A 21,659-nucleotide genomic window follows, 5' to 3' on the forward strand; every position below is an offset into this window, starting at 1 on the left:
TTATAGTGACACTAACTTGCATTCTAAAACATATCTCCTCTGCTCCCCTGCTCCCCTGCCCCTCTGCCCCCTGCCCCCTGCCTCTTCATTGACTGTATATCTGGTAGTACCTGCTCTCAAAAACTTTGATTTTTTAATGACTTTATATTTAGATACTTCGGTATTATAGGATGGACGGAGTGTTGCAAGGCTTGGGGCTATTATGGCTCGCTATACCTGTTCATTTATTGTTTCTGTTCCTAGTGACCATCTGTTGCCGTTACTTGTAGAACTTCTACAGGACTGTCAGTTGGATATTCAATATCACACAGCCGAATATATTATCGGTCGTGAGGTTCCTGGGAATGTTCCTTTTCCTAAATTAATAACAGTAGAAGTACTGATTGATAAATCAAAATCTACTGAAACTGAAACTCGCATGAGTATTGTGATTAAAAATGAAGAACTACCAATTCACCTAGATAATTACTGCCGACAAATGTTTGAGTTAATCAAGCAATCTATTGAAAGTAGCCGTCATTGGCATTTGATTGAAAGTATTGCAGGATAGCTTTGGTGATTGAATTGATACTCCCACGGCTTGAAGCTGTGGAAGTGTCAGACTGTAATTGGTAGTTATAATTCACTCGCTTACTCCTCTAAATCCTCGGCCATACCGGGGTTTATTAGTGTAATATCATACTCACTCGAATCCGTTTGTCCTAAACGCTGAGTATTTCTTAAAAGGTAATAAATGGCACGTACTTGAGGCCCAAAAACGATCTCGTCTTCATTTCTGAGATCGTGGGCTGGTATCTTGCGTCCATTAATCATCAAACCGTTGGAACTAGGCTTACCTTTGGCATCGCCATCTACAATCCGGTAATAGTAGCTATGACTATTATGCTCTCGTGGCAATCTCACTAATGTGGCATGGCGGCGGGAGACAAACTGCGACATTAAACGGATATTACATTCGCGGTCTCTACCAATAGAGTAGACGGGGTGCTCCAGAGAAAATTCTTTGCGACCTTGATCGTCTTCAATAATCAGTAGATGGTTTTCATTGGTTTCTGCTGCCATTGACAAATCGGTGGAACTGTAATTGATTAAGATTTGTTTAGTATCGTATCTTGCCATTTTCGGGCACCATCAGTCTGTGGTGCTAATCTAAATAAGCTTTAAAATTGCATAATACCTTGAAAGAGTAGAACATGGCCGTTCTACTCCAGTAGCTATGATAGCTTTGGTAAGTGTTTTAATCTGACAACTGACTCCTGAATTGTGTTTTGATAACCAATATTTGTGATGGCAAATTAGACGTGTAAAGGAGTATTCTACGGGCGATGAGCGAATCGCCGTAATAATATTGAGTTGGTGACGACGCTAACAGAACTAAAAGCCATTAATGCAGCAGCACCAGATGGGTTAAGCACAAAACCCAGACTAGGGAATAAAACACCTGCTGCTAAAGGAATGCCAAGTGTATTATATGCAAAAGCCCAGAATAAATTTTGGCGGATTTTGTTGAAGGTGGCGCGACTAAGCTGAATAGATTCGACGACATCGTTTAGGCGATCGCGCATTAGGATAATTTCAGCAGTTTCCATCGCCACATCTGTCCCGGAGTGTAAAGCAATTCCTACATCAGCTTGAGATAAAGCTGGAGCATCGTTGATTCCATCTCCTACCATTGCCACAACTGAGTGGGGAGTTTTCTTTGTCCCTTTGTCTCCTTGCCCCCTTGTCCCTTCCAACTGGAGAGACTGTATTGCCGCTGCTTTTTTAGCTGGGGGAACGCCTGCTATTACATCAGCGCTATCTAATCCTAGTTGTTTGGCTATGGCGCTAGCTGCTTCTTTGCGATCGCCACTGAGCAACATGACCCGTAAGCCCATCTGACGCAACTTATCTACGGTGGATCGAGCATCAGGTCTGAGGGTATCAGAAACACCAATTAGTCCGGCTAAAGTTCCTCCAATCGCGACGCAAACGACTGTTTTACCATCTGTTGCTAAATCCTGTGCTACCTGTTGTGCGGTTTCGTTAATGGCAATGCCGTGCCAACTCAACCATTCCCAGTTACCCAACAATACAACTGTGCCCTCTACCACAGCAGATACCCCTAGTCCTGGTTCCGTGTGAAAGTCTACAGCCTCTGGAATAGATAACTGTTGCCGCTGTGCTTCTTGCTGAATTGCTTTTGCTAGGGGATGGTGAGTACCGCTTTCTACGGCTGCTGCTAGTTGAATGAGGGATTGGGCATTATTATTCTTCTCCTGCTCCTCTGCCTCTTCCCCAGAACCCATTTCCTCAATTAACAGACAATCTGTGACGATGGGATTACCTGTAGTCAGAGTGCCAGTTTTATCAAATACTACGGTGTTTAACTGGTGTACTTTTTCTAAAACGTCGCCACCTTTGATTAACAGACCTCGTTCTGCACCCATAGCAGTTCCAACCAGAATGGCTGTTGGTGTGGCAAGTCCCAAAGCACAGGGACAGGCGACTACCATAACTGCGATCGCTAGTTTTAAGCTGATTAGGAGTGATGAGTGCTGAGTGCTGAGTGCTGTTAGTGGTAGCGGGGCGTTTAGCGCGTGCTGTGCTTCATGTGTAGCGTGGTTCATCATTTCCATGCCACCAGACATGGTGATATCAGTCCAGATGTGAGTGCCGAAAAAGTACCAAAATCCAAATGTTAAGACAGATGCTGTCAGCACCCCGTAGGTAAAGTAACCAGCTACTGTATCTGCTAATTTCTGTACTGGTGCTTTCCGAGTTTGGGCGGCTTCTACTAGGGCGACAATTTGAGCTAGAGTTGTATCACTTCCAGTCCGGGTTGCCTGAATTGCGATCGCTCCTGACTGGTTTAGTGTCCCCCCTGTCACCATATCTCCTGGTTTCTTGATTACTGGCACTGCTTCCCCGGTTAGCATTGATTCATCAACCGTTGTTTGACCAATTACCACTTCACCATCAACGGGGATTTTATCGCCTGGCAGCACTTGTAAGCATTCACCGACACGCACCTGTTCAGCAGGAATCTCAACACTAGAAGAACCCATTCCGGCTTTCTCTGGGTTGGCAATCAATCGCGCTAAGAGTGGCTGGAGTGCTAGCAATTTCCTAAATGCAGCCGCCGCACGACCTCTAGCTTGTTGCTCTAATGTCCTTCCTAAGAGAATAAAGCCCAGCATCATTACTGGCTCGTCAAAAAAGCATTCCCAACCCAATTGGGGAAAAAGCAGCGCTACTAAACTAGCAATGTAGGCTGTCAGCGTTCCCAATCCCACCAGAGTGTTCATGTTAGGCGCATTTCGTCGCCAGCCCAGCCAGCCATCTACTAAAATCGGGCGGCCGGGAATTAACAGCGCTACTGTCGCCAGTCCACAGTGAAACCAGATGTTATTTAGGACTGGCAGCACTGAGCTACCAAGATTACCAAAATGTCCACTTCCCGACAAGATCAGCAACACCGCTGCGATCGCTAATTGCCATAGAGAAGAACGCATTTCTCGGCGTTGTCGTTCTGCTGGATCTGGTAAAGTCGATATCTCGCCCGCTATGCCATTAGCTTTTCGGGGTTGAGTCGGGAATCCAACAGCTGTTAATCGCTGTGCCAGTGCATCTGCATCTATTGCACCAACTTCTGATTCTACAACTGCTACCTCTGTGGCCAGGTTCACACAGGCACTCTTGACTCCTGGATGTTGGGTCAGCTGTCGTTCTACAGCGTTCACACACCCAGCACACTTCATACCCCCAACATCTAGAATAATCTTCTCTAGGATTGGGTCAAGTTCTAGGGCTGGCTTAGTTTTCGGGACAAGTTGCATGGCTTGTGTTTAGATTCGCTACAGAAATTCAACGCCTGACTAAAAGCGTCTCTAATTCGAGCGTAGGCTAAATATGGAACTATGACTCAATGTCAACCATATTAAAATTATTAATTTATCGTACTTTGTTGAGCATCAAGACTATCGCTGTACTTAATTCAAGGTTCCAAGTTTTCAGATTTATCTGTAGGGTTCTGAATTTTAAATTTTAAATTTGGAATTTTAAATTCCCCTACAGGGGGTTGACAGTTCCAACGTCGATAAGTGACATAAATAATAGCAGCCACCTGTATTGGCGCGATCGCAATCAGGTTTTTTAAGAAATAGTTGATTTCTAAATGAGACATAACACTGAAATATCCTAAGCCTAACAAGAAGAACATTGCCCAGTTAAGCTGTTTAGGTTTGAAAATGAGCATATCAATAAAAATAAATATAGGAGGTAGAAGTGCTATATAACTTCTGCTAAGGGTGAAGCGGAAGGGAAAAGGATCTTTCTTTGGTTGCTGCCCTTTATCCCTGCGCTTTTGCTGCAATCCTAAGTTGGGAAGAGGGTATCATTCTCTGCTTCTAGTAAGAAAGCTATTCTTGCACTAGAACCAGCCCTGCTTATTCACAAAATAGGTACTTACAAATCCTTCAGGGGATTTATTTAAGTAGATCATGCCTTCAATTAGACCTACAAGTTGCATAACTAACAAAGCAACGCCGTAGGTAAAAGAACCTCCAATTACAGAAATCACTAACATGATAAAGCCTTCCGAAGCGTATCCTAGAATAAACTTATGAACCCCAAACGCTCCCAGGATAATGCCACAGTAACCAGCTAGAAGTTGTTTGGTAGGGTGACTGGGGTTAAGATTTGCCATATAAGTGCTGCTCCTTGATAAGTGAGTATAAAAATAAAGTCTTTATTGTAATGGAAGCAAATACATTTACTTGCTTAATAAATAGATTTTTAATTTTTTCAGTCTGAGTAAGTCTCAAGATGAATAATTAAAATCAGCGTGCTTCTATTCCAGAGGAGACGCCAAAATGTCTTGCTGTTTAGGCCGAACTGGTACTCCTTGATGACTTTTGCTGGATTTGACGATCGCAAACCCTGGTGCAGCAGTTTTGCAGATTTTTAGCTCAGACATTTATCTTGAGCAGAATAAATCTTAAATAATCAGCAAAAGCTGCTACATACACCACTTTTTACAAGTCCATCAGTATTATTTCCGGATTCTTTTGCAATGCTTCTAGCGAATGTAAAACGCCATCGCACCGGCAAGACAATTATGTGGCTAGTGGTAATCTAGAAGCGCAAAAGGCATCTTCCATATCTTTCTAACCGCTTTTTAGTTACCGATCCCCACTTCCATGAGCGCAAACCGGAATTGCATTCCAATTTATGACAGCTAAAAATGGTTCAAGAAGACAATTAACATCTCGAAAAATGGCTAAAATCTACCCGAATGAGAATGTTAATAGCATTCTTTAATTTGCTTTTGCCATTATCGTAATTGGGTTTTCAGCCAGTATTTATGCTTATAACCAATTATTACTAGTAAATTGTCTCTACCTATGGAGATAAAATCAGATATTTTTGTTTTTGGCAACAGTACTGCATCTGTATTAACTACTACCTAAAATAAATAAACTTAATAGTGTACCACTATTCCAAAGGCTGTGGAGGAGCATAGGAGCGAGGAGATTGCGCGATCGCGTGTAAACTACTCCCAAGACGATGCCCAATGCGGTCAGGGGGAGAATTTCCGATAAGCTGAGGTGAGCGATCGCAAACAACAAGCTACTGATCAGAATCGATCCCCACACGGGTAAGTAACGAGTTAGAGAGGGTAACAAAAAACCGCGAAATAGGATTTCTTCAAAAAATGGAGCTGCGATCGCCGCTGTGGAGAAAAATATACCAAGTGCGATACTATCTTGGCTTTCCAGAGCTAGTTGCAACAGAGGATTACTCCCACCCTGTCCTTGCCATAGCTGCTGATTAATCAAAGATACCACCACAACTACAGGTAAAGCCGTGCAATAGCCTCCCAGCCCCCACAAAAACCAGTTATCTTGAAAACGGAAGCGAAACCAGAATTCTGGTAGTGGAAAAAAGCGCTTGAGAGAGAAATACAGCACTAACAGCGCACCTAATGCCACCAAGAAGTAGCTAACCAACACAGAAAATGCCTGAAGTCGCACATCCACAATAGGACGCGGAATAGGTAGCAACGATATTACTAAGGGCACAAAAATTTGCCCCATGAAGAAAAAGCCAATGATAAAAACCTGCAAAACCGTTTCACCACCCCAAGGCGTTGACCAGGGGATATCAGCATTTTGAGCTAATAAAGAGGCTTTTCCTTTCAACAAGCGTTGAGCAAATAATAAAATCAGCAGTATTAGACCAATTAAAGCTGCCAAGGTGGGAATAGTGCCAATAACTGCCAATTTAATCACTGCTTGAGCAGAAGATTCTTGTTGTGCGGCTTTTACTGCTGACAGCGCATCTTGTCGTTGCTGGAGTTGGTATAACTTAACCAAAGCAGTAGAGCGAAACCAACCTTCTAAATTCTTTTGAATTGGTTCTTGAGCGTTTGGGAGGATACGAGGAGGATTGCTCCACAGTCCAGTCAATACAGCGGCGGTTTCCCAAAACCCTGAATTAATATCTGAGCGTTGTTGTAATTCACTCCAAGTCTTGAAAGCTATATCAGTCTGTCCTTGCTGTGCTTGTAAGATTCCCAAGCGCAGGTCTAATTCAGCCAGTAATTTTTGTAATTGCTTAAAAGACTGTTGTAACTGTTGCTGTCCCTGTTTAGAGGTTTTAATAGTGGGAGGAGCGTCTGGTAGAGGTTTCGGAGGCGTGGGAGTTATTTCAGCTTGAGAGCGTAATTGTGCAAGTTGATTGTTAACTTTGTCTAAATTAGCTTGAACTGATTGACGCGCCTCCTGATACTGCTTTGTAGCGCTTTCTAGAGGTTGCTCGCCAAGTATTGCTTCCCGAATCGTCTGGAGTTTGTCATCACCGCTATCTTCTGATTGCCAAGCTTGAGCTTGTAAAGCAATATTTGTTTGGTATAGTTCCAAACGACTTTGAAATTGAGGTTCTTGCCAACTACCGAATAAAGCCGAAACTGCCAACAGAACTGCTATCGGCGTCATCACAAAAAATAAAACCAACCGCTTGAGTGTCATCTATCCCCCTTTAACTGACCAGTGGAGAGCGCGTCCCCCTTGGGAATTATCGCAATAAAAAGTCAGAGGTGGATAGATATCATCAATATTATAAGTTTGCGATGCCTGTGGTTTTTGCTAGCCTATGCACCCACAATCTTAAATTACAGTAGTGTTCTCCCACCTTGAGGAAGCCGATCATCTTTGTTTTGAGCGATGAATAACTCACTACGAACTAAGATTTTATTTTATGTTTAATTATGCCTACTATGCTTAGTTACTGAGTCTCACCAGTTTAACTTAATACAGCATTTCATTAATTTGTAGCGAATTAAATTTGACAATACCTTGCAATGCCAATGCATCCCAATACAATGTTAATGCGTGCCTCTGTCATGCCAATGCATCCCAATACAATGTTAATGCGTGCCTCTGTCATGCCAATTCATCTCGATACAATGTTAATGCGTGCCTCTGCAATGCCAATGCATCTCGATACAATGTTAATGCGTGCCTCTGTCATGCCATTGCATCTCCCTGCATTAAAAACGCTACGCTTTTACGCAACATTGTACTTAGATAAATTCAGGATCGAGAAGTTGTTTCATAGTGAAAGAATTTGCCTATTTTTGCTCAATGCAGTGCTTTACTAGACATTTTACAAACAAAGTAGGGCGAAAGCGCTGACTACAAACCTTTAATTATTGATGCTGTCCTACTTAATCTTCCAAAAGGAATCTAGCAATTACTCCTTTTATTAATACCAATTCAATTAATGATTGCAACACATCCTTGGGTAAAGACGCGATGAATCGCGTCTCTACAAATGGTCTATTTGTCGCATTCTTTTTTCAAATTGGTATAATTTCAATTTGTGTATTTTTGAGTACTCAAAATTTATAAATAATGAAGAGTGAAGAATCGAAATTTTAATCCTTCACTCTTCATACTTGATTCGATATTTATTTCTATGATTCTCTTCCCGATGCCCAGGTATCACGCCATTTGACAGTACCTTCTTTGGCAATTACCCAGCGGCGATTTACGAGATTTTCGCGTAGAGGCGATCGCCCTTCCCGCCACATGGCATATTTATAAGCAATTAGCTTACCAGCACTTTCATCAAAGGGAATCTCAGCAAACCAAGTATTGGTGTTGATGTACTCTAGGGGATAGGCTTTGCCAATATCCCAGTTACCTAACTCTGGACAATCTCCTGTCACTACAATAATTTCACCAGGTTTAGTCTCTACGCCATTGAGTTGGACGCGGACAATTGTTTGTGCTTTTACCCGTTCGCCAACGTGGCTGAAAACAAGCACTCCCCTTTCTTCTAGTACTAGGTCATAAATCTTGCCATCTTTCACCTCATACTTGTTGCGAGTCACTACGCAGGTATGTTCGCCATCGGGTAATTCTGTTTCTACTTCTGGTAAAGTAACTTCTCCTCCCCGGTTTAAAGCGACAAAACACGCAGAGTCGCGATAGCGGCGTAAATAGCAGTAAACATCCGGTGTTAGGTATTTTTGCCAGTGGCTACCCATTGACACGGCTGGATTCAGTCGCCGTAACCCAGACAGCAGCCTGATGCAACGATAAATCTCACTCTCAGTATCCCAATTTTCCATCATTGGGCGGTTATATGGGTCGTTACCGCCATCGGTGTCGTTATGCAGATACTGTTCTGTGCCGTAATATATGCAGGGAATGCCGCGACAGGTCATAATTAAGGCGATCGCAACCTTCAGCATCGCTGGATCGGGATTCAGCGATTGGAAACGGCACATATCATGGTTATCAATGAAGGTAACTAGCTCTGTTGCCCCGTTGTAGCGATGATCTTGGTCAAAAATGTATTGAATTGTTTGGAATCCCATTTCTGAACCTTGTCCTAGTGCGGCTCGAATTGCCACGCACAAGCCAAAGTCTAGAAGTGTCATGCCTGAGTGGTTAACAAATTCCACTGAGCGCTCGTCATCAGGATTACTATAAATCCATTCACCAAAAATAAATACATCTGGTTTGTGATTCGTCATCTCGCCAGTGAACTCTTGCCAAAACCAAATCGGCATGTGCTTGACAGTATCCACCCGCAGTGCATCCACACCCCGGTCTAGCCATTGTTTAATGGCTGACTTGATATACTCCCGATATTCCGTATTATTTTCATTGAAGGTTGCTAGACCAGATAGTTCACAGTTTTGTACTTGCCAATCGTCTTCCCAATTTTGCACTTCGCCATAGTGGTGATACCAATTATTGACATCATTATTAAAGTCAGCAATTTTGACACCATCATCATACAATTCACCTTTACTACCGCTAGTATCAGGTGTGCTATGGTTGCAGACAATATCCAGCACTAGCTTCATATTGCGCTTGTGCATTTCTGTAATTAACCGATCGAAGGTTGTATTTTTTTCTTCTTGAGTAGCGTTTAAAGAAGGGTTGTCTCCGTCAGCAATGTATCGAGGATTAAGCCGTTTAAAGTCTTTTGTCCAATAGCCATGTATTGCTGCATTGCCAACAAATAACTCTTCAACCTGCTCGAACAGTGGAGTTAGCCAAATGGCAGTCACTCCCATATTTTTGAGATAATCTAATTTATCGATGACACCTTGCAAGTCGCCACCCCAATACTTACCCCAATCCTGTCTAGTTGGATCGTACAGTTCTGAGTTTGCACCTTCGCTGTTATCTGGATCGCCATCATAAAAGCGATCGACTACGAGAAAATAAATTGTTTCCTGACGAAATTCAATATCTCTGGTGTAAAGGAACTCTAGAGCAATCTCAATATCTAACTGCGGTTCTTGTATAAGAGCTTCTACATTTTCCTTTGCAGGATCTACTTTATATTGATCTGGTGAAAACTGGGATGGTGGGGTCTGTACCATAAAAAACTCAAAATTTCATCTAATTCACACTTGCAGAACCAACAGTACAACGTTTCGGGTATTGTGTGTCACTACAAACTTCGGTATTGTGACATCCTGCCCACGGTATAGGTATCTATCGCTAGCTAGTTTATAATTCTATCGATAGATATAATTCATCTGCTAGAGGATAAATATAGAAAGTTATAGCAGTTATTTACTATAATTGCTCGGTCACAAAAATTTACAATATTTAATTCAGTTGACTTGCGGTAAATATTGAGCCTAGCTCGTGTTTAAGTGTATATTTAACAACAAATTTAAAACACCTCAACTCCGGGAAAATCATTTGTAAATCAGGTTTTATTACACCTGAGCAATACTGATTAAACCACGTATCAGCTAACTTTTTCTCTAGAAGATTCGCTCCATTGGTAAACTGACCATTGTCACTTTCAATCTGTTATTACTATCAAGGAATTAATTTAGGTAGCAATTATGACCAAATATGACAAGGTTTTTAACTCACCAAAGACATCAGAGGAATCACTAAGTCCAGAGGAAGCGGTGGCGGCGATCGCAACTGTGACTGCGATCGCTGATTCATTTATTGAAGAGGTAGATGCAGAAAGTTTAGCGGGTATCCTCTGGGAATTCGAGGTTTTCGAGGAATACTCAGAAGATGACATTGCAGAAATAGTTGATAGACTCATCTCCATTGCAGAAGAAGAGGGAATTGGGCCCCTGTTTAATGCCGCCAAAATATCTCTCTCGGATGAATTAGTGCTAGATGGTTTTGCCGCTGGGGTAATAGTGCTTTTAGACGATGACCTCGCCATTCCCAAACCGAAACAAGCCTACCTCAAAAAGCTACAAGCAGCCTTAGAACTAGAGGATGAAGAAGCAGAGGAAATCATCAAGGAGGTAATTGCAGCCTTTAAAGAAGCAGAAGATGAAGAATATGCAGACGACGAAGATGAGACAGTAGTCATCGAAGATTTTAGCGAACAGACATATCAATCCCCTTTAGGTAATTTTACCGTGCCGATTCCTGTCGATCCGCAGCAGGGCGGTAGAATTCAAAGCCAGGAAGGAGTAGTTGGCTTTTCTGATGACATCGGTACTTTGCTGAGAATTGATTATTATCCTTTCCCCTTAGAACAGTTAGAGGAATTGGAGTCTGTTGGACAAGAAGAATATTTACAAACAATTTTAGTAGATAAGTATGTACCCCAAGCGATTTTTGCCAATGTACCAGATGCTTCTGTGGAGTATACCGAATATCTAGAAAATACTTTGCGAGGCGCTTACTACGTGTTAATTGATATGCCCAAAGGTTCTACAATTTCTAAGCAAGAAAATAATGGAACTGCGATCAGATTAGATGCGTACCGAGGATTGCTCACCTTTATCAGTGGTGAATTTTTGTATATAGTTAGTAGTCAGCACAGTTTTATTAACGGTGAAATTCCTGATTCTGTTGAAGAAGAGGCTGAAGACATCAAAGAAAGTATTTTAGAGTTTGTTGAGACTATAGAGTTCACTTAGTACAGTATTTCATTCATTCGTGGCGAATTAAATTTGGCAGGATTCTGCGATACCAATGCATCGGCTTGCATTAGACATAAGAATGAAGAGACGTAGCACTGCTACGTCTCTACAAGAATTCTGGATAACGCATATTTAATTTCACCAGAGTATATTCGCCCTGGCTTCGCTCATGTGATGTACATTTGGAAAGGGCGATGTCTGACGACAAGTTCGGAGAAGACAAGAAGTCCCCGGCTCTGCACTGGGTGTCTACGCTTATAATTTTTCATGACAATAACCCTGCTGAACAATCGCTATCAAGTTATCCAGGTAATCGGCGCTGGTGGGTTTGGCGAAACCTTTCTAGCAGAAGATGTCCACATGCCTTCTCGCCGTCGCTGTGTAATCAAGCAACTAAAACCGATAACCAATAATGACCCGCAAACCTACCAACTTATCCAACAACGGTTTGAACGGGAAGCCGCAACCTTGGAGTATTTGGGTGAAAGTAGTCACCAAATTCCCAAACTCTATGCCTACTTTTCTGAAAATGGACAATTTTATCTCGTCCAAGAATGGATTCACGGCCTAACCCTGACAAAAATTGTCGAAGCCAAAGGATTTGAGAGTGAAACTGCTGTTCGGCAAATTCTCTTGAGTCTGCTTTCAGTTTTAGATTATGTTCACAGTAAAGGCATTATTCACCGAGATATCAAGCCAGATAACATTATTCTGCGTTCTGTTGATAACGAGCCAGTTTTGATTGATTTTGGTGCAGTGAAAGAAACAATTCGTTCAGTGGTGAATTCTCCAGGATACCCCACACGATCGCTTGTTATTGGTACGCCTGGATATATGCCTAGCGAACAAGCCGTTGGCCGCCCAGTTTACGCCACTGACATCTACAGTTTAGGTTTAACGGCAATTTATCTGCTGACTGGCAAACACCCGCAAGAACTAGTAACCGATCTAAAAACTGGGGAAATACTTTGGCAGCAGCACGCCCCTAACGTGTCTTCTCAATTGGCGGCAGTACTCAATCAGGCAATTAAACCTCATGCTGGCGATCGCTACAGCACTGCCAGTAAAATGCTATATGCCTTGCAGTCTGCTACTAATATACCTCCTGAGCTAACTGCAAATACTCCCACAGTTAGTTTTTCTCCCATTGCATCGACTCGACAAACTCAGGCATTATATTCTCCGCAAAACAATTCTGCGATTCCAGGGTCTTCCACTCCTGGGAACTGGCAAAAATCTGCTGTGATTATTGGTAGTTTGCTCATAGGCGGCTTGATTGGTGCAGTAGCAATTCCTAGCATCATTCGTCAGCAACAACCAGAAACAACCATTGGCACAACTTCCACGCCATCACCAGAATCTTTTCCGACTTCTGAATCAACCGAACCGCCCGTTTCCTCCCAAACTTCTCCAGTTCCAGTTATCCCTAGCTCATCACCACGACAGCGACCAACCTCTAATCCCCCAGTTGTACCCATACCACAGCCAGAAAAAGAGCCTATAACTTCAGAGACTCCTGCGCCCGTAGTAACATCCACACCACAGCCAGAACCAGAGAGTGAGGCAAGTGCAGTTCCCACACCAGAAGCGCGTTCTACACCACAAAACAAGCCGCGCAGTAAATTAGCTGCCACTGCCAGCAAAGAAAGCGTTCCCGCATTCCCTACAGGTACAACAAGAAATATCGTAGAAGCTACCCTCGGCAAACCAAATCAAGATTTAAGAGGCGCATGGGGCAAGACTCGTGCTGTCGTTTACAAACTAGTGCCAAACAAAATTGACCTTGGCTACTTATTCGATCGTAATTCTAAAACGCTGCGTCAAACTGAGGTATCTTTTGCTCAATCGGTAGATCCAGAAGTCATGGAGACTACCTTGAATGGAATGTTAGCAGGGCAAGCCACTGAAGAAATTAAGCAGGGACTCAAACAGGTACAACAGCGCCAATCGGATAATTTTAGTTTTAAGAATGGCTCAGTCAAGGGTCAAATTATCCGCCAAGAATGTGATTTTATTTACATCAGCATTTGGGATGCAGATTTGCATGATTTTGTGAGTCCATCTACAGCAAAACAGTGTTAATCTCCTAGAAGATTGACAGAACTTAAAAATTGCATCAGTACATCAAGTTATAAGCCTTATGATAAATGCACTAAGTCATGAAACTTCCGTACCTGATGTAGTAAACATCATTCAAATAGCACCGGATAGTACACCCATCCTAGTAGATTTAGATGAAACTCTTTTCCTACGCAATTCAACGCAAGAGTACCTCAACACTTTACAACCCCGCGTACTTGGGTGGTTGTTACTCACTTTGTTGAATTTTGTCAAACCGTGGAATTGGTTGCCAGGGAAAATTAAAGGAGAGGTGTCACGAGATTGGATGAGGGTTTTAGTCGCAACCTTACTTTTTCCCTGGACTGTAATTTTGTGGCAATGGCGGGCTAAACAGCTAGCTCAAGATTATGGGAATACTACCCTGATACAAGCACTTACTAAGAATCCAAATTCACGTGTAATACTGACCACCCAAGGGTTTGATTTCATTGTTCGTCCGCTGTCCAAACACTTCCCCATAAATTTTGATGGCATCATAGCTTGTCGATTTTGGCAAGGAGCGATAGATCGACAGCGAGGAAAACACTTCTTGGTGACAGCATCATTGGGTAATAATGAAGTTGTCCGTGCGATCGCAATCACAGACTCAAAGGATGATAACCCATTACTTGCATGTGTAGCGACTCCATGCTTAGTTATTTGGCCAGAAGCAAAGTATGTTTCGGCTATGGCTGATCTTTATATTCCGTTTTTGTATCTAGAGCGAGCGAAGCGACCAGGTAAGAAATATTTTCTCAAAGTGATATTATTAGACGATCTTGTGGTTTTGATAGTAGCTTTGAGTTGGGTGAATAGCCAACCAATCCTTCATGCCATCAGTATGCTTTTATTAGTACTTTCTTTCTGGTGCATCTATGAACTAGGCTATGTAGAAAATGACATAATTGCTGAAAGGTTTGAGAAAAAACCAACGCTTTCAGAAACTTACCTAAAATATAAGAACCGAATCAGTATATGGCAGGCTTGGCTTTGGTCTATAATTTTCGCTGTTCCCGGAATAATTGTTTTGGAATTGGCTAAAGTTGTTTCAAGTGATAAGAGTTTTGCTTTTGAAGTTAGGGCTATTGACTTAGTAACAGTTTTAACTAATACGGCATCCTGGATCGGTATGCTCCTGGTCGTAAGAGTAACTTTTTATGCTTACAACCATGTTGATAAGCAGACACGAATTTGGCTTTACTTTTTATTGCAAGCTTATAAGTACTTTGCCTTTCTGGTAGTGACAAAAACCAATATCATCGGGGCGATATTATTCATAGCAGAAGTGATTAGTCGCTGGATACGCTATTTTGTTTATCGTTTTGTGAATAGTGAGTGGTTAAAAGATTTACCCCATAAGATGATTACTCTCGTTCTGTTTGGATTTATAGTTATCGCCGTCGTTCTAGGGACTCAAAATAGTTCTATATTAATGAATTGGCAGACTTGGGTAATTTTAACTTTGTGTACCTACCGGGCAAGAAATCAGTTTTTGAAAATAGTCCGTGAAATATATCCGATTTCCAAAGATAAAAGAATAGGATAATAAGTTTTCATGAACTGCGTATACTAAGAGGCTGTTTATAAAAGTCCTGAAAGGTATAATTATTGCCCTTTTGATTTGGATCGACTGCAAAGATAAATTAAGGTTCCAGTCATGTACCGAAATTCTTTGCTGCGATCGTCATGAAAGCAAAATACCCTTTTAAAACATCCTCTAAGTCTTGACAATCTATCTTCGCAGTTGACCCAATGCTTAAAGATAGATTGTCAAACTGAGTTTCCAATCCTTAATCTTCATAAAGTTATAAATACCATTATTAAGTTTTTAATAATACTTGTCTCAGCTTCTACATTCATGTCGTAAAGTTCGATTGGAATTGTGTAATCTGAAGACAGCAAAGCTAAATTATTCAATTGAGGTCTGATGACTCCTACAATCATGCGTCAGCTTTGGTCAGTGGTTGAAACCGCTCAAGCCAAACTCCTTTTACAACTGGATGATGCTAGCTTGGTGCAGTGGTTAGTGAAACAAACCGAAACGCAAGTGTTGTTAGATTCTAACGAAACTGATTTTCTTAGCCACTACATTCAATCTCGACTAGCCCTCATACGCGATCTTGCACATGAACGCCAGTGTTCATGATGCCTACGGCGGGCTACGCCAACGCAAAACCAAGATAAATAGATCGATCGTCAAGTGTTATTACTGTTGACTATTAGGTTTTGGGGAAAAATAACCTTCCACTAAGCAGTCAGAACCTACTACACGCCAACGAACACGTTCTAAAGACAACGCCTCAGTCATGGTAGTAAAACCTAAATCGCCCACTGGTGTGGGAGCAATACTACCACCAATGATTTTTGGGGCAATAAATGCCAAAACTTTTTGCACTGCTCCTTGAGCGATCGCACTAGCAGCTAAAGTACCACCACACTCCCACAGCACGCTACAAAAACCTCGTTCATATAAGTACACCATTGCCTTATCCGGCGTCAGTGATGCTAATTCCACCACCTCCACACCCTGTTTGAGCAACAGTTCTTGAAAATCGGGGTTAGCACCCTTCTGTGTCAACACCAAAGTTGGAGCATCCGCGGTTTGCCACAGATGGGCACTGGCCGGTAAGTTGAGATGGCGACTCATTACCACCCGCAGGGGATTATGTGCCCCTACCTGATGGCTGGTTAAATAAGGATTATCTTGTCGGACTGTATTACCGCCGACAATTATGGCATCACAAGCCGCCCGCACTAGATGTACTTCGCTGCGGGCTTCTTGACTTGTTACCCAAGCGCTATGACCAGAGGTAGTAGCAATTTTGCCGTCTAAAGTCATGGCATATTTTAAAATTCCCAAAGGTCGCTTATAGAGAATGCGATGCACAAAAGCTTCATTTAGGTGACGGCAGGCTTCCTCTTCTACTCCCACCAACACTTCGATCCCCGCTGCCCGTAAACGGGCGATGCCACCTCCAGCTACCAGCGGATTGGGATCAACCATACCCACTACTACTTTTGCCACTCCTGCTTCGATCAATCCTTCCGAACAAGGGGGAGTACGTCCGTAGTGATTGCAAGGTTCGAGGCTGACATAGATTGTTGCACCACGAGAGCGATCGCCTGCTTCCCTCAAAGCAAACACTTCTGCATGAGGCTCACCTGCGCGAGGATGAAATCCTTCGCCGACAATCTCGCCATCCTTGACAATCACCGCTCCCACTAACGGATTTGGCGAAGTCCGCCCTAAAGCGCGACGGGCAAGTTCCAAACACCGCAGCATCATGCGAGAGTCAAAGTCAGTTCCTACCTTTTGCTTCGGTGGTGAATTCGAGCCAGATGCTGACTCCACTATTCGTGTATTTTTCTGAGTGTCATTTGGTAAGGATGCATCTGCTTGAGCCACTACTGGGGAATTATCCATAATTTTAGGCAACACTGTAAATATTCTGCACGCGATCGCGCAGCCTCTCCACAAGAGAATCGCGCTTTGCTCCTGATAATTAAACAGTAATATCTAGGCGCTATTATTGGCTGTCTCAACTTACATGAGTCTGTAATATTCACACTTACAGTTCACTGTAGCTTGAATCCATATTGCCAGAGGTTGCCCAAATTCCATAAAAATTTAGGTTACAGGGTACAGAAGATAATTTTCTTGACTGTCACCTGTAACCCTTCTTAACTCCTAATTCTTGTACAGACGCGATTAATCGCGTCTCTACTCCTAATTCTTGTACAGACGTAATTAATCGCGTCTCTCCCTTATTGCTCCAATAATTTCATCCGCTGCCACCAAAGATTCAACGGATAATAGACGACAGGTGCCCACAGACTACTCAGAATGGCAGAGGCAAGAGCGACGCGCTGATAATATGTCCAAATATCTGTCACCTTGCGCTCATTGCCGAGCAAAGTTAATTGCAACCCAAAGATAGTTTCTGCCAAAACTGCCAAAACAAAGACAATTACAGCAATCGAAATAAAATCTTCTTCGATAAAACGCTGTTTCTGGAGCAGACCAGTTAAAGCCCCCACTATACCTAAACTGATGGCATGAGTCGGGCTAGGTGATGTCATCGAATCTTGAAGTAGCCCCAGAACTATACCTGCCAATGCTCCGGCAAACACCGTGCGCTTCACACTCCAAGCTACCACCCAAATTAATAACCAGTTAGGGCCAATTCCCAACAATTCCATACCTGGGAATCGGGTTGGTAATAATAGTAAACATAATAGTACAGAACTAGCCGTCACGAGCCAACCCAACAACTGACGTATACCGGGATGCCAACGAGCCAGCGGCTGGATTCGGAATTTCGATTTTCGCTCTGACGATTTTGGCTTTTTCTGCCTGCTAGCACCAAATGCAGGAATCTTCATTTTTCTATGGATTTTTTCAAAGAATTTACTTAGACTTTTGCGGCACTTGATTTGCCGACTCTTGATTTTCTGGCTTGGGATAAACAGCTACCCAATCGAGAGAGCGGATTGGCGGAAAAAGCTCAATTTTCGCCACTGATGCCGGAAGTTTCTTTAAATCTAGCGACTTAATTCGTCCTACTGCCAAACCGGATGGAAATTTCTGACTGTAAGTAGATGTGGAAACTAAATCTCCTACTTTCACATTTGGAACTTTTTCATAAAACTCCAATACAGCTTCAGCAGAAGAATCTCCTCGCAAAACACCTTTAGCTGCTGTGCGGCTAACTGATACACCCACTTGACTCTTGAGGTCACTGATTAACAACACGCGGCTAGTATTGGGAGTTACACTCTCCACCAAACCCACCAATCCGCCTTCTGCCTTGACTACGAAGCCTTCCTGAATTCCTGCATTCGCACCGCGATTCAGCGTAACTTGTTGCCACCATTGGTCAGCACTACGTCCTACCACCCGTGCTGGAATTGGTCGTGATGCCAATGGCTCTTTTTCCACATAGCCTAATAAATCTTGTAACTTTGTCTTTTGACTTTCCAAATCTACTATACGGGTTTGCAATTCCATCATCCGGGCATCTCTGAGACGTTCTTCTGGAGTTGGCCCTGACTGCAACATCTCTAATGGACGGGTAATTGCCTGATATGTCTCAAGCACTAGCTCACCTTGAGTCTGTCGCAAGATCCAAGCACTACCAACTACTAAAGCTAACAACCCAATTTGCAACCCTTTACGATCCCACCAACGCCGTATTGTCACCATATATACCTGTATGTACTTATATAAATTAAGTTCTACTTGGATTCTATTTATATAGAACCCAAATAGAACTCAAATAGAACTCAATTCTGATATTTTTTTTGCTACATATTGCGAGAGCTTTCGGTAACAACTCGTTCCAACTGTTTAAAGTTTTCTAACACACGACCTGTTCCCAGTACAACACAGCTCAAAGGATCGGCAGCAATGTGGGTAATAATCCCTGTTTCATGGCTAATGAGGGTATCTATGCCTTTGAGCAAAGCACCGCCACCAGCTAACATAATACCTCTGTCAATAATGTCTGCTGCCAGTTCTGGTGGTGTGCGTTCTAGTGTCCGCTTCACAGCTTCGATAATTACTGATAGTGGTTCCAACATACTTTCACGAATTTCCGGCCCTTTGATTGTTACAGTTCGCGGTAGACCAGAAAGCAGGTGTAAGCCTCGAACTTCCATCATGGCGTCATTATCATCATTTGTTGGATAGGCAGAACCCATCCGAATCTTGATTTCCTCGGCAGTACGTTCACCAATGACTAAATTATGAACTTTCTTAATATACTGAACGATCGCATCAGTCAGTTCATCTCCAGCAATGCGTACTGATTCGCTGATTACTGTACCTTGAAGACTCAGCACTGCAACTTCTGTTGTCCCACCACCAATATCGATGATCATGTTGCCAGTTGCTTCGGCAACAGGCAGTCCTGCACCAATAGCCGCAGCTACAGGCTCATCGATTAAATAGACTTTTCTGGCTCCTGCTTGGTGAGCTGCATCCATCACCGCTCGTCTTTCTACTCCTGTGACACCACTGGGAATACCAATGACGATTCGGGGTAAAATCAAAGATTTACCTTCATTTACACGCTGAATAAAGCTTTTCAGCATCAGTTCGGCGATCTCAAAGTCAGCGATTACACCATCCCTCAAAGGACGGAGGGCAATCACATTTCCCGGTGTGCGACCGAGCATTTTTTTGGCTTCTTCTCCTACTGCTAGTGCAACCTTTTCGTTGACATCGATAGCAACTACAGAAGGTTCTTGTAGTACAATACCTTTACCAGATACATAAACCAGGGTGTTCGCGGTACCGAGGTCGATACCCATATCCCATGAAGTGCGAAAGTTCCTAAAAATACCCACGCGTCTGTAAGCCCCCTATGTGCGATACTTTTTGACTACAACGGTAATAGTTAATTGTGCCGGATTTGATAAAGTTCTTATCCTGAGTTGAGTCAGTTAGACAATATTTTTATATGATTCCCAGGAATATGTAGTATGTCTCAAGCCCCGTACTTTTTGATATTCTCTGGTTAGATTAGTATATCCGTATATTTTTATGTGTTTCTCCAAATAGTGTGTATAAATTTTCAAGTCAATTATATTGTTAACTGTTTAACACATTATTTTCAAGTCTTTCACAATTCGCTATGATGAAAGTCAGAATTGCTAAGTACGTTTGTACTGAAAGGTAACGCGATGAGTATCAATGTTGTCACCCTCATTGGTCGTGTAGGCGGCGACCCAGAGATTAAGTATTTTGAGTCTGGTAGTGTGAAGTGTAGATTGACACTAGCTGTTAATCGTCGCACAAAAGAAGGTGAACATACCGACTGGTTTAATTTGGAACTATGGGGAAAAACGGCGGAGGTGGCAGGTAATTATGTACGTAAAGGCAGGCAAATTGCTGTCAAAGGTTCTTTGAAATTTGACACATGGAGCGATCGCCAAACAGGAGCAAACCGCTCATCCCCAGTGATCCAAGTAGATCAACTGGATTTATTAGGCTCTAAGCGAGATGCAGAAGGTGGTACAGGAGATATGTCTTCAGAACATTTTTAATTGGGCATTGGGCATTGGGCATTAGGCATTGATTATTAGTCTTTTGCCTATACAAATGACAAAGCGCAAAGTCTGAGCGCCGGCTTCCGGCGATCAGAACTTTGTAAGAGAGGACTAATGACAAATAACAAATGACTAATAACTAATTTGCAACGTCACCGATGCTTCTACTTGCTGTTCACCACCAACAATCGGGGTGGAAGCATCAGCTGATTTCGCAGCCTCAGCCCGTAAAAACATTGGTGGTGGTGGAGGCGCACTGGCATTATTAACTTGAATGCTGACTATTTCTTTGGATTTAAAACCCAAGGCACTGAAAACCGCATCAGCTTGCTGCCGCGCGTCTTGAGTAGCTTCTTTTAATGCTTGCTTTTGAGCCACTGCGATCGCTTCATCATTCGCAACAAAACTAATGCCGTTAATTTGTGTTGCACCGGCTTTGACTGCATCATCCAATAATGTCCCAGCTTGTTCAACAGGAATACTAAAACTCACAGTGTTAGTGGCAGCATAGCCTGTAATCCGCTGCACATTATTGGTGTAGCTGTAAACCGGATTGAGACGAATACCGGTAGTTTGTAATTTTTGAACATTTTTGCTCTTGAGAAACGCAACCACCGCCGATGACCTCTGAGCGGCTTCTTGCTGTACCTCTTGGGCTGTTTTCCCTTGAATCTCCACTCCTAAATTGACTTGTGCCAGAGTTGTTGGAATTGTTTCGACTCCGCGACCACTTACACTAAGGGTTCGCCACAATTTATCTTTTTCTTGTGCGAATGCAGGTAGTACAAAAGTTGCACATACAAGCATTGCTAAAGGCAGTATTTTCCACAGGTTTCCAGATGGAAACTGAGAACCGGGTAAAGCGGCTCTAGTCATCATATTTGCACTCCTCAAAGTATCCACAGATGTTTTGAATAAAGGTATGTAGCAATCTTCTGGTGGTCGTTGAGAGCCAACAGCCACCATCAGTTTTTCACAACTCAAGTGCGATCGCTAGATACGATTTATATGTTCTTACTTTGACACTGCGATCGTCAAAAGCTGAAATGGTTACATTTTTTGAAACTAAAAAAATTACACTAGTACTGCACAG

Annotated in this window: 18 protein-coding genes; 6 read left to right on the forward strand and 12 right to left on the reverse strand. The window is 42.7% G+C overall.

The window, feature by feature from the left end:
- Window positions 1-202: 202 nt before the first annotated feature.
- Window positions 203-550: a hypothetical protein gene (locus AC1F2U_RS29335; RefSeq protein WP_289798874.1), complete on the forward strand. Its 348-nt coding sequence runs from the start codon at window positions 203-205 to the stop codon at window positions 548-550.
- Between the two features lie 80 nt (window positions 551-630).
- Here AC1F2U_RS29335 and AC1F2U_RS29340 read toward each other — a convergent pair whose 3' ends face one another.
- The 7 genes from AC1F2U_RS29340 to AC1F2U_RS29370 form a co-directional block, all read right to left on the reverse strand.
- Window positions 631-1,119: an FHA domain-containing protein gene (locus AC1F2U_RS29340; RefSeq protein WP_094352473.1), complete on the reverse strand. Its 489-nt coding sequence runs from the start codon at window positions 1,117-1,119 to the stop codon at window positions 631-633.
- 197 nt (window positions 1,120-1,316) lie between these two features.
- Window positions 1,317-3,818: a heavy metal translocating P-type ATPase gene (locus AC1F2U_RS29345; protein ID WP_480264340.1), complete on the reverse strand. Its 2,502-nt coding sequence runs from the start codon at window positions 3,816-3,818 to the stop codon at window positions 1,317-1,319.
- Between the two features lie 158 nt (window positions 3,819-3,976).
- Window positions 3,977-4,237 carry a hypothetical protein gene (locus AC1F2U_RS29350; protein WP_480264341.1) on the reverse strand — a complete coding sequence of 87 codons (261 nt, stop codon included), beginning with the start codon at window positions 4,235-4,237 and terminating at the stop codon, window positions 3,977-3,979.
- A gap of 174 nt (window positions 4,238-4,411) precedes the next feature.
- Window positions 4,412-4,687, reverse strand: a complete 276-nt coding sequence (locus AC1F2U_RS29355; RefSeq protein ID WP_334843085.1) for a TM2 domain-containing protein — start codon at window positions 4,685-4,687, stop codon at window positions 4,412-4,414.
- A gap of 144 nt (window positions 4,688-4,831) precedes the next feature.
- Window positions 4,832-4,957, reverse strand: a complete 126-nt coding sequence (locus tag AC1F2U_RS29360) for a hypothetical protein (RefSeq protein ID WP_334843083.1) — start codon at window positions 4,955-4,957, stop codon at window positions 4,832-4,834.
- Window positions 4,958-5,435: 478 nt separating this feature from the next.
- Window positions 5,436-7,010, reverse strand: coding sequence for a CPBP family intramembrane glutamic endopeptidase (locus AC1F2U_RS29365; RefSeq protein ID WP_480264342.1), 1,575 nt, complete (start codon window positions 7,008-7,010; stop codon window positions 5,436-5,438).
- A 947-nt stretch (window positions 7,011-7,957) separates the two neighbouring features.
- A complete protein-coding gene (locus tag AC1F2U_RS29370) occupies window positions 7,958-9,886 on the reverse strand; it encodes an alpha-amylase family glycosyl hydrolase (protein WP_480264343.1) in 1,929 nt (642 codons plus the stop codon).
- Between the two features lie 477 nt (window positions 9,887-10,363).
- On the opposite strand from AC1F2U_RS29370, the gene AC1F2U_RS29375 reads away from it, so the two are divergent.
- The 4 genes from AC1F2U_RS29375 to AC1F2U_RS29390 all read left to right on the forward strand — a co-directional run bounded on the left by AC1F2U_RS29375 (window position 10,364) and on the right by AC1F2U_RS29390 (window position 15,662).
- Window positions 10,364-11,413: a tellurite resistance TerB family protein gene (locus tag AC1F2U_RS29375; protein ID WP_480264344.1), complete on the forward strand. Its 1,050-nt coding sequence runs from the start codon at window positions 10,364-10,366 to the stop codon at window positions 11,411-11,413.
- Between the two features lie 270 nt (window positions 11,414-11,683).
- A complete protein-coding gene (locus tag AC1F2U_RS29380) occupies window positions 11,684-13,498 on the forward strand; it encodes a protein kinase domain-containing protein (protein WP_480264345.1) in 1,815 nt (604 codons plus the stop codon).
- Between the two features lie 58 nt (window positions 13,499-13,556).
- Window positions 13,557-15,062 carry an HAD family hydrolase gene (locus tag AC1F2U_RS29385; RefSeq protein ID WP_480264346.1) on the forward strand — a complete coding sequence of 502 codons (1,506 nt, stop codon included), beginning with the start codon at window positions 13,557-13,559 and terminating at the stop codon, window positions 15,060-15,062.
- A 381-nt stretch (window positions 15,063-15,443) separates the two neighbouring features.
- A complete protein-coding gene (locus tag AC1F2U_RS29390) occupies window positions 15,444-15,662 on the forward strand; it encodes a hypothetical protein (RefSeq protein ID WP_292740664.1) in 219 nt (72 codons plus the stop codon).
- Window positions 15,663-15,722: 60 nt separating this feature from the next.
- Here AC1F2U_RS29390 and ribD read toward each other — a convergent pair whose 3' ends face one another.
- From ribD to AC1F2U_RS29410, 4 genes are all read right to left on the reverse strand, one after another.
- A complete protein-coding gene (gene ribD / locus AC1F2U_RS29395) occupies window positions 15,723-16,940 on the reverse strand; it encodes a bifunctional diaminohydroxyphosphoribosylaminopyrimidine deaminase/5-amino-6-(5-phosphoribosylamino)uracil reductase RibD (protein WP_480264347.1) in 1,218 nt (405 codons plus the stop codon).
- A 341-nt stretch (window positions 16,941-17,281) separates the two neighbouring features.
- The gene (gene mreD, locus AC1F2U_RS29400) at window positions 17,282-17,899 is read right to left on the reverse strand and encodes a rod shape-determining protein MreD (RefSeq protein WP_334837951.1); all 618 of its coding nucleotides are present in this window, start codon (window positions 17,897-17,899) and stop codon (window positions 17,282-17,284) included.
- A gap of 25 nt (window positions 17,900-17,924) precedes the next feature.
- Window positions 17,925-18,719 (reverse strand): rod shape-determining protein MreC, encoded by a 795-nt coding sequence (mreC, locus tag AC1F2U_RS29405; protein ID WP_334837950.1) that lies wholly within the window; start codon window positions 18,717-18,719, stop codon window positions 17,925-17,927.
- Window positions 18,720-18,820: 101 nt separating this feature from the next.
- Window positions 18,821-19,828: a rod shape-determining protein gene (locus AC1F2U_RS29410; RefSeq protein WP_104908541.1), complete on the reverse strand. Its 1,008-nt coding sequence runs from the start codon at window positions 19,826-19,828 to the stop codon at window positions 18,821-18,823.
- A 372-nt stretch (window positions 19,829-20,200) separates the two neighbouring features.
- Here AC1F2U_RS29410 and AC1F2U_RS29415 point away from each other — a divergent pair, with 372 nt between their 5' ends.
- Window positions 20,201-20,563 carry a single-stranded DNA-binding protein gene (locus AC1F2U_RS29415; RefSeq protein ID WP_194040300.1) on the forward strand — a complete coding sequence of 121 codons (363 nt, stop codon included), beginning with the start codon at window positions 20,201-20,203 and terminating at the stop codon, window positions 20,561-20,563.
- Window positions 20,564-20,698: 135 nt separating this feature from the next.
- Here AC1F2U_RS29415 and AC1F2U_RS29420 read toward each other — a convergent pair whose 3' ends face one another.
- Entirely contained in the window at window positions 20,699-21,442 is a 744-nt protein-coding gene (locus AC1F2U_RS29420) for an SIMPL domain-containing protein (RefSeq protein ID WP_480264364.1), read from the reverse strand.
- Between the last annotated feature and the right edge of the window lie 217 nt (window positions 21,443-21,659).

It is taken from the genome of Nostoc sp. LEGE 12454, assembly GCF_056620565.1.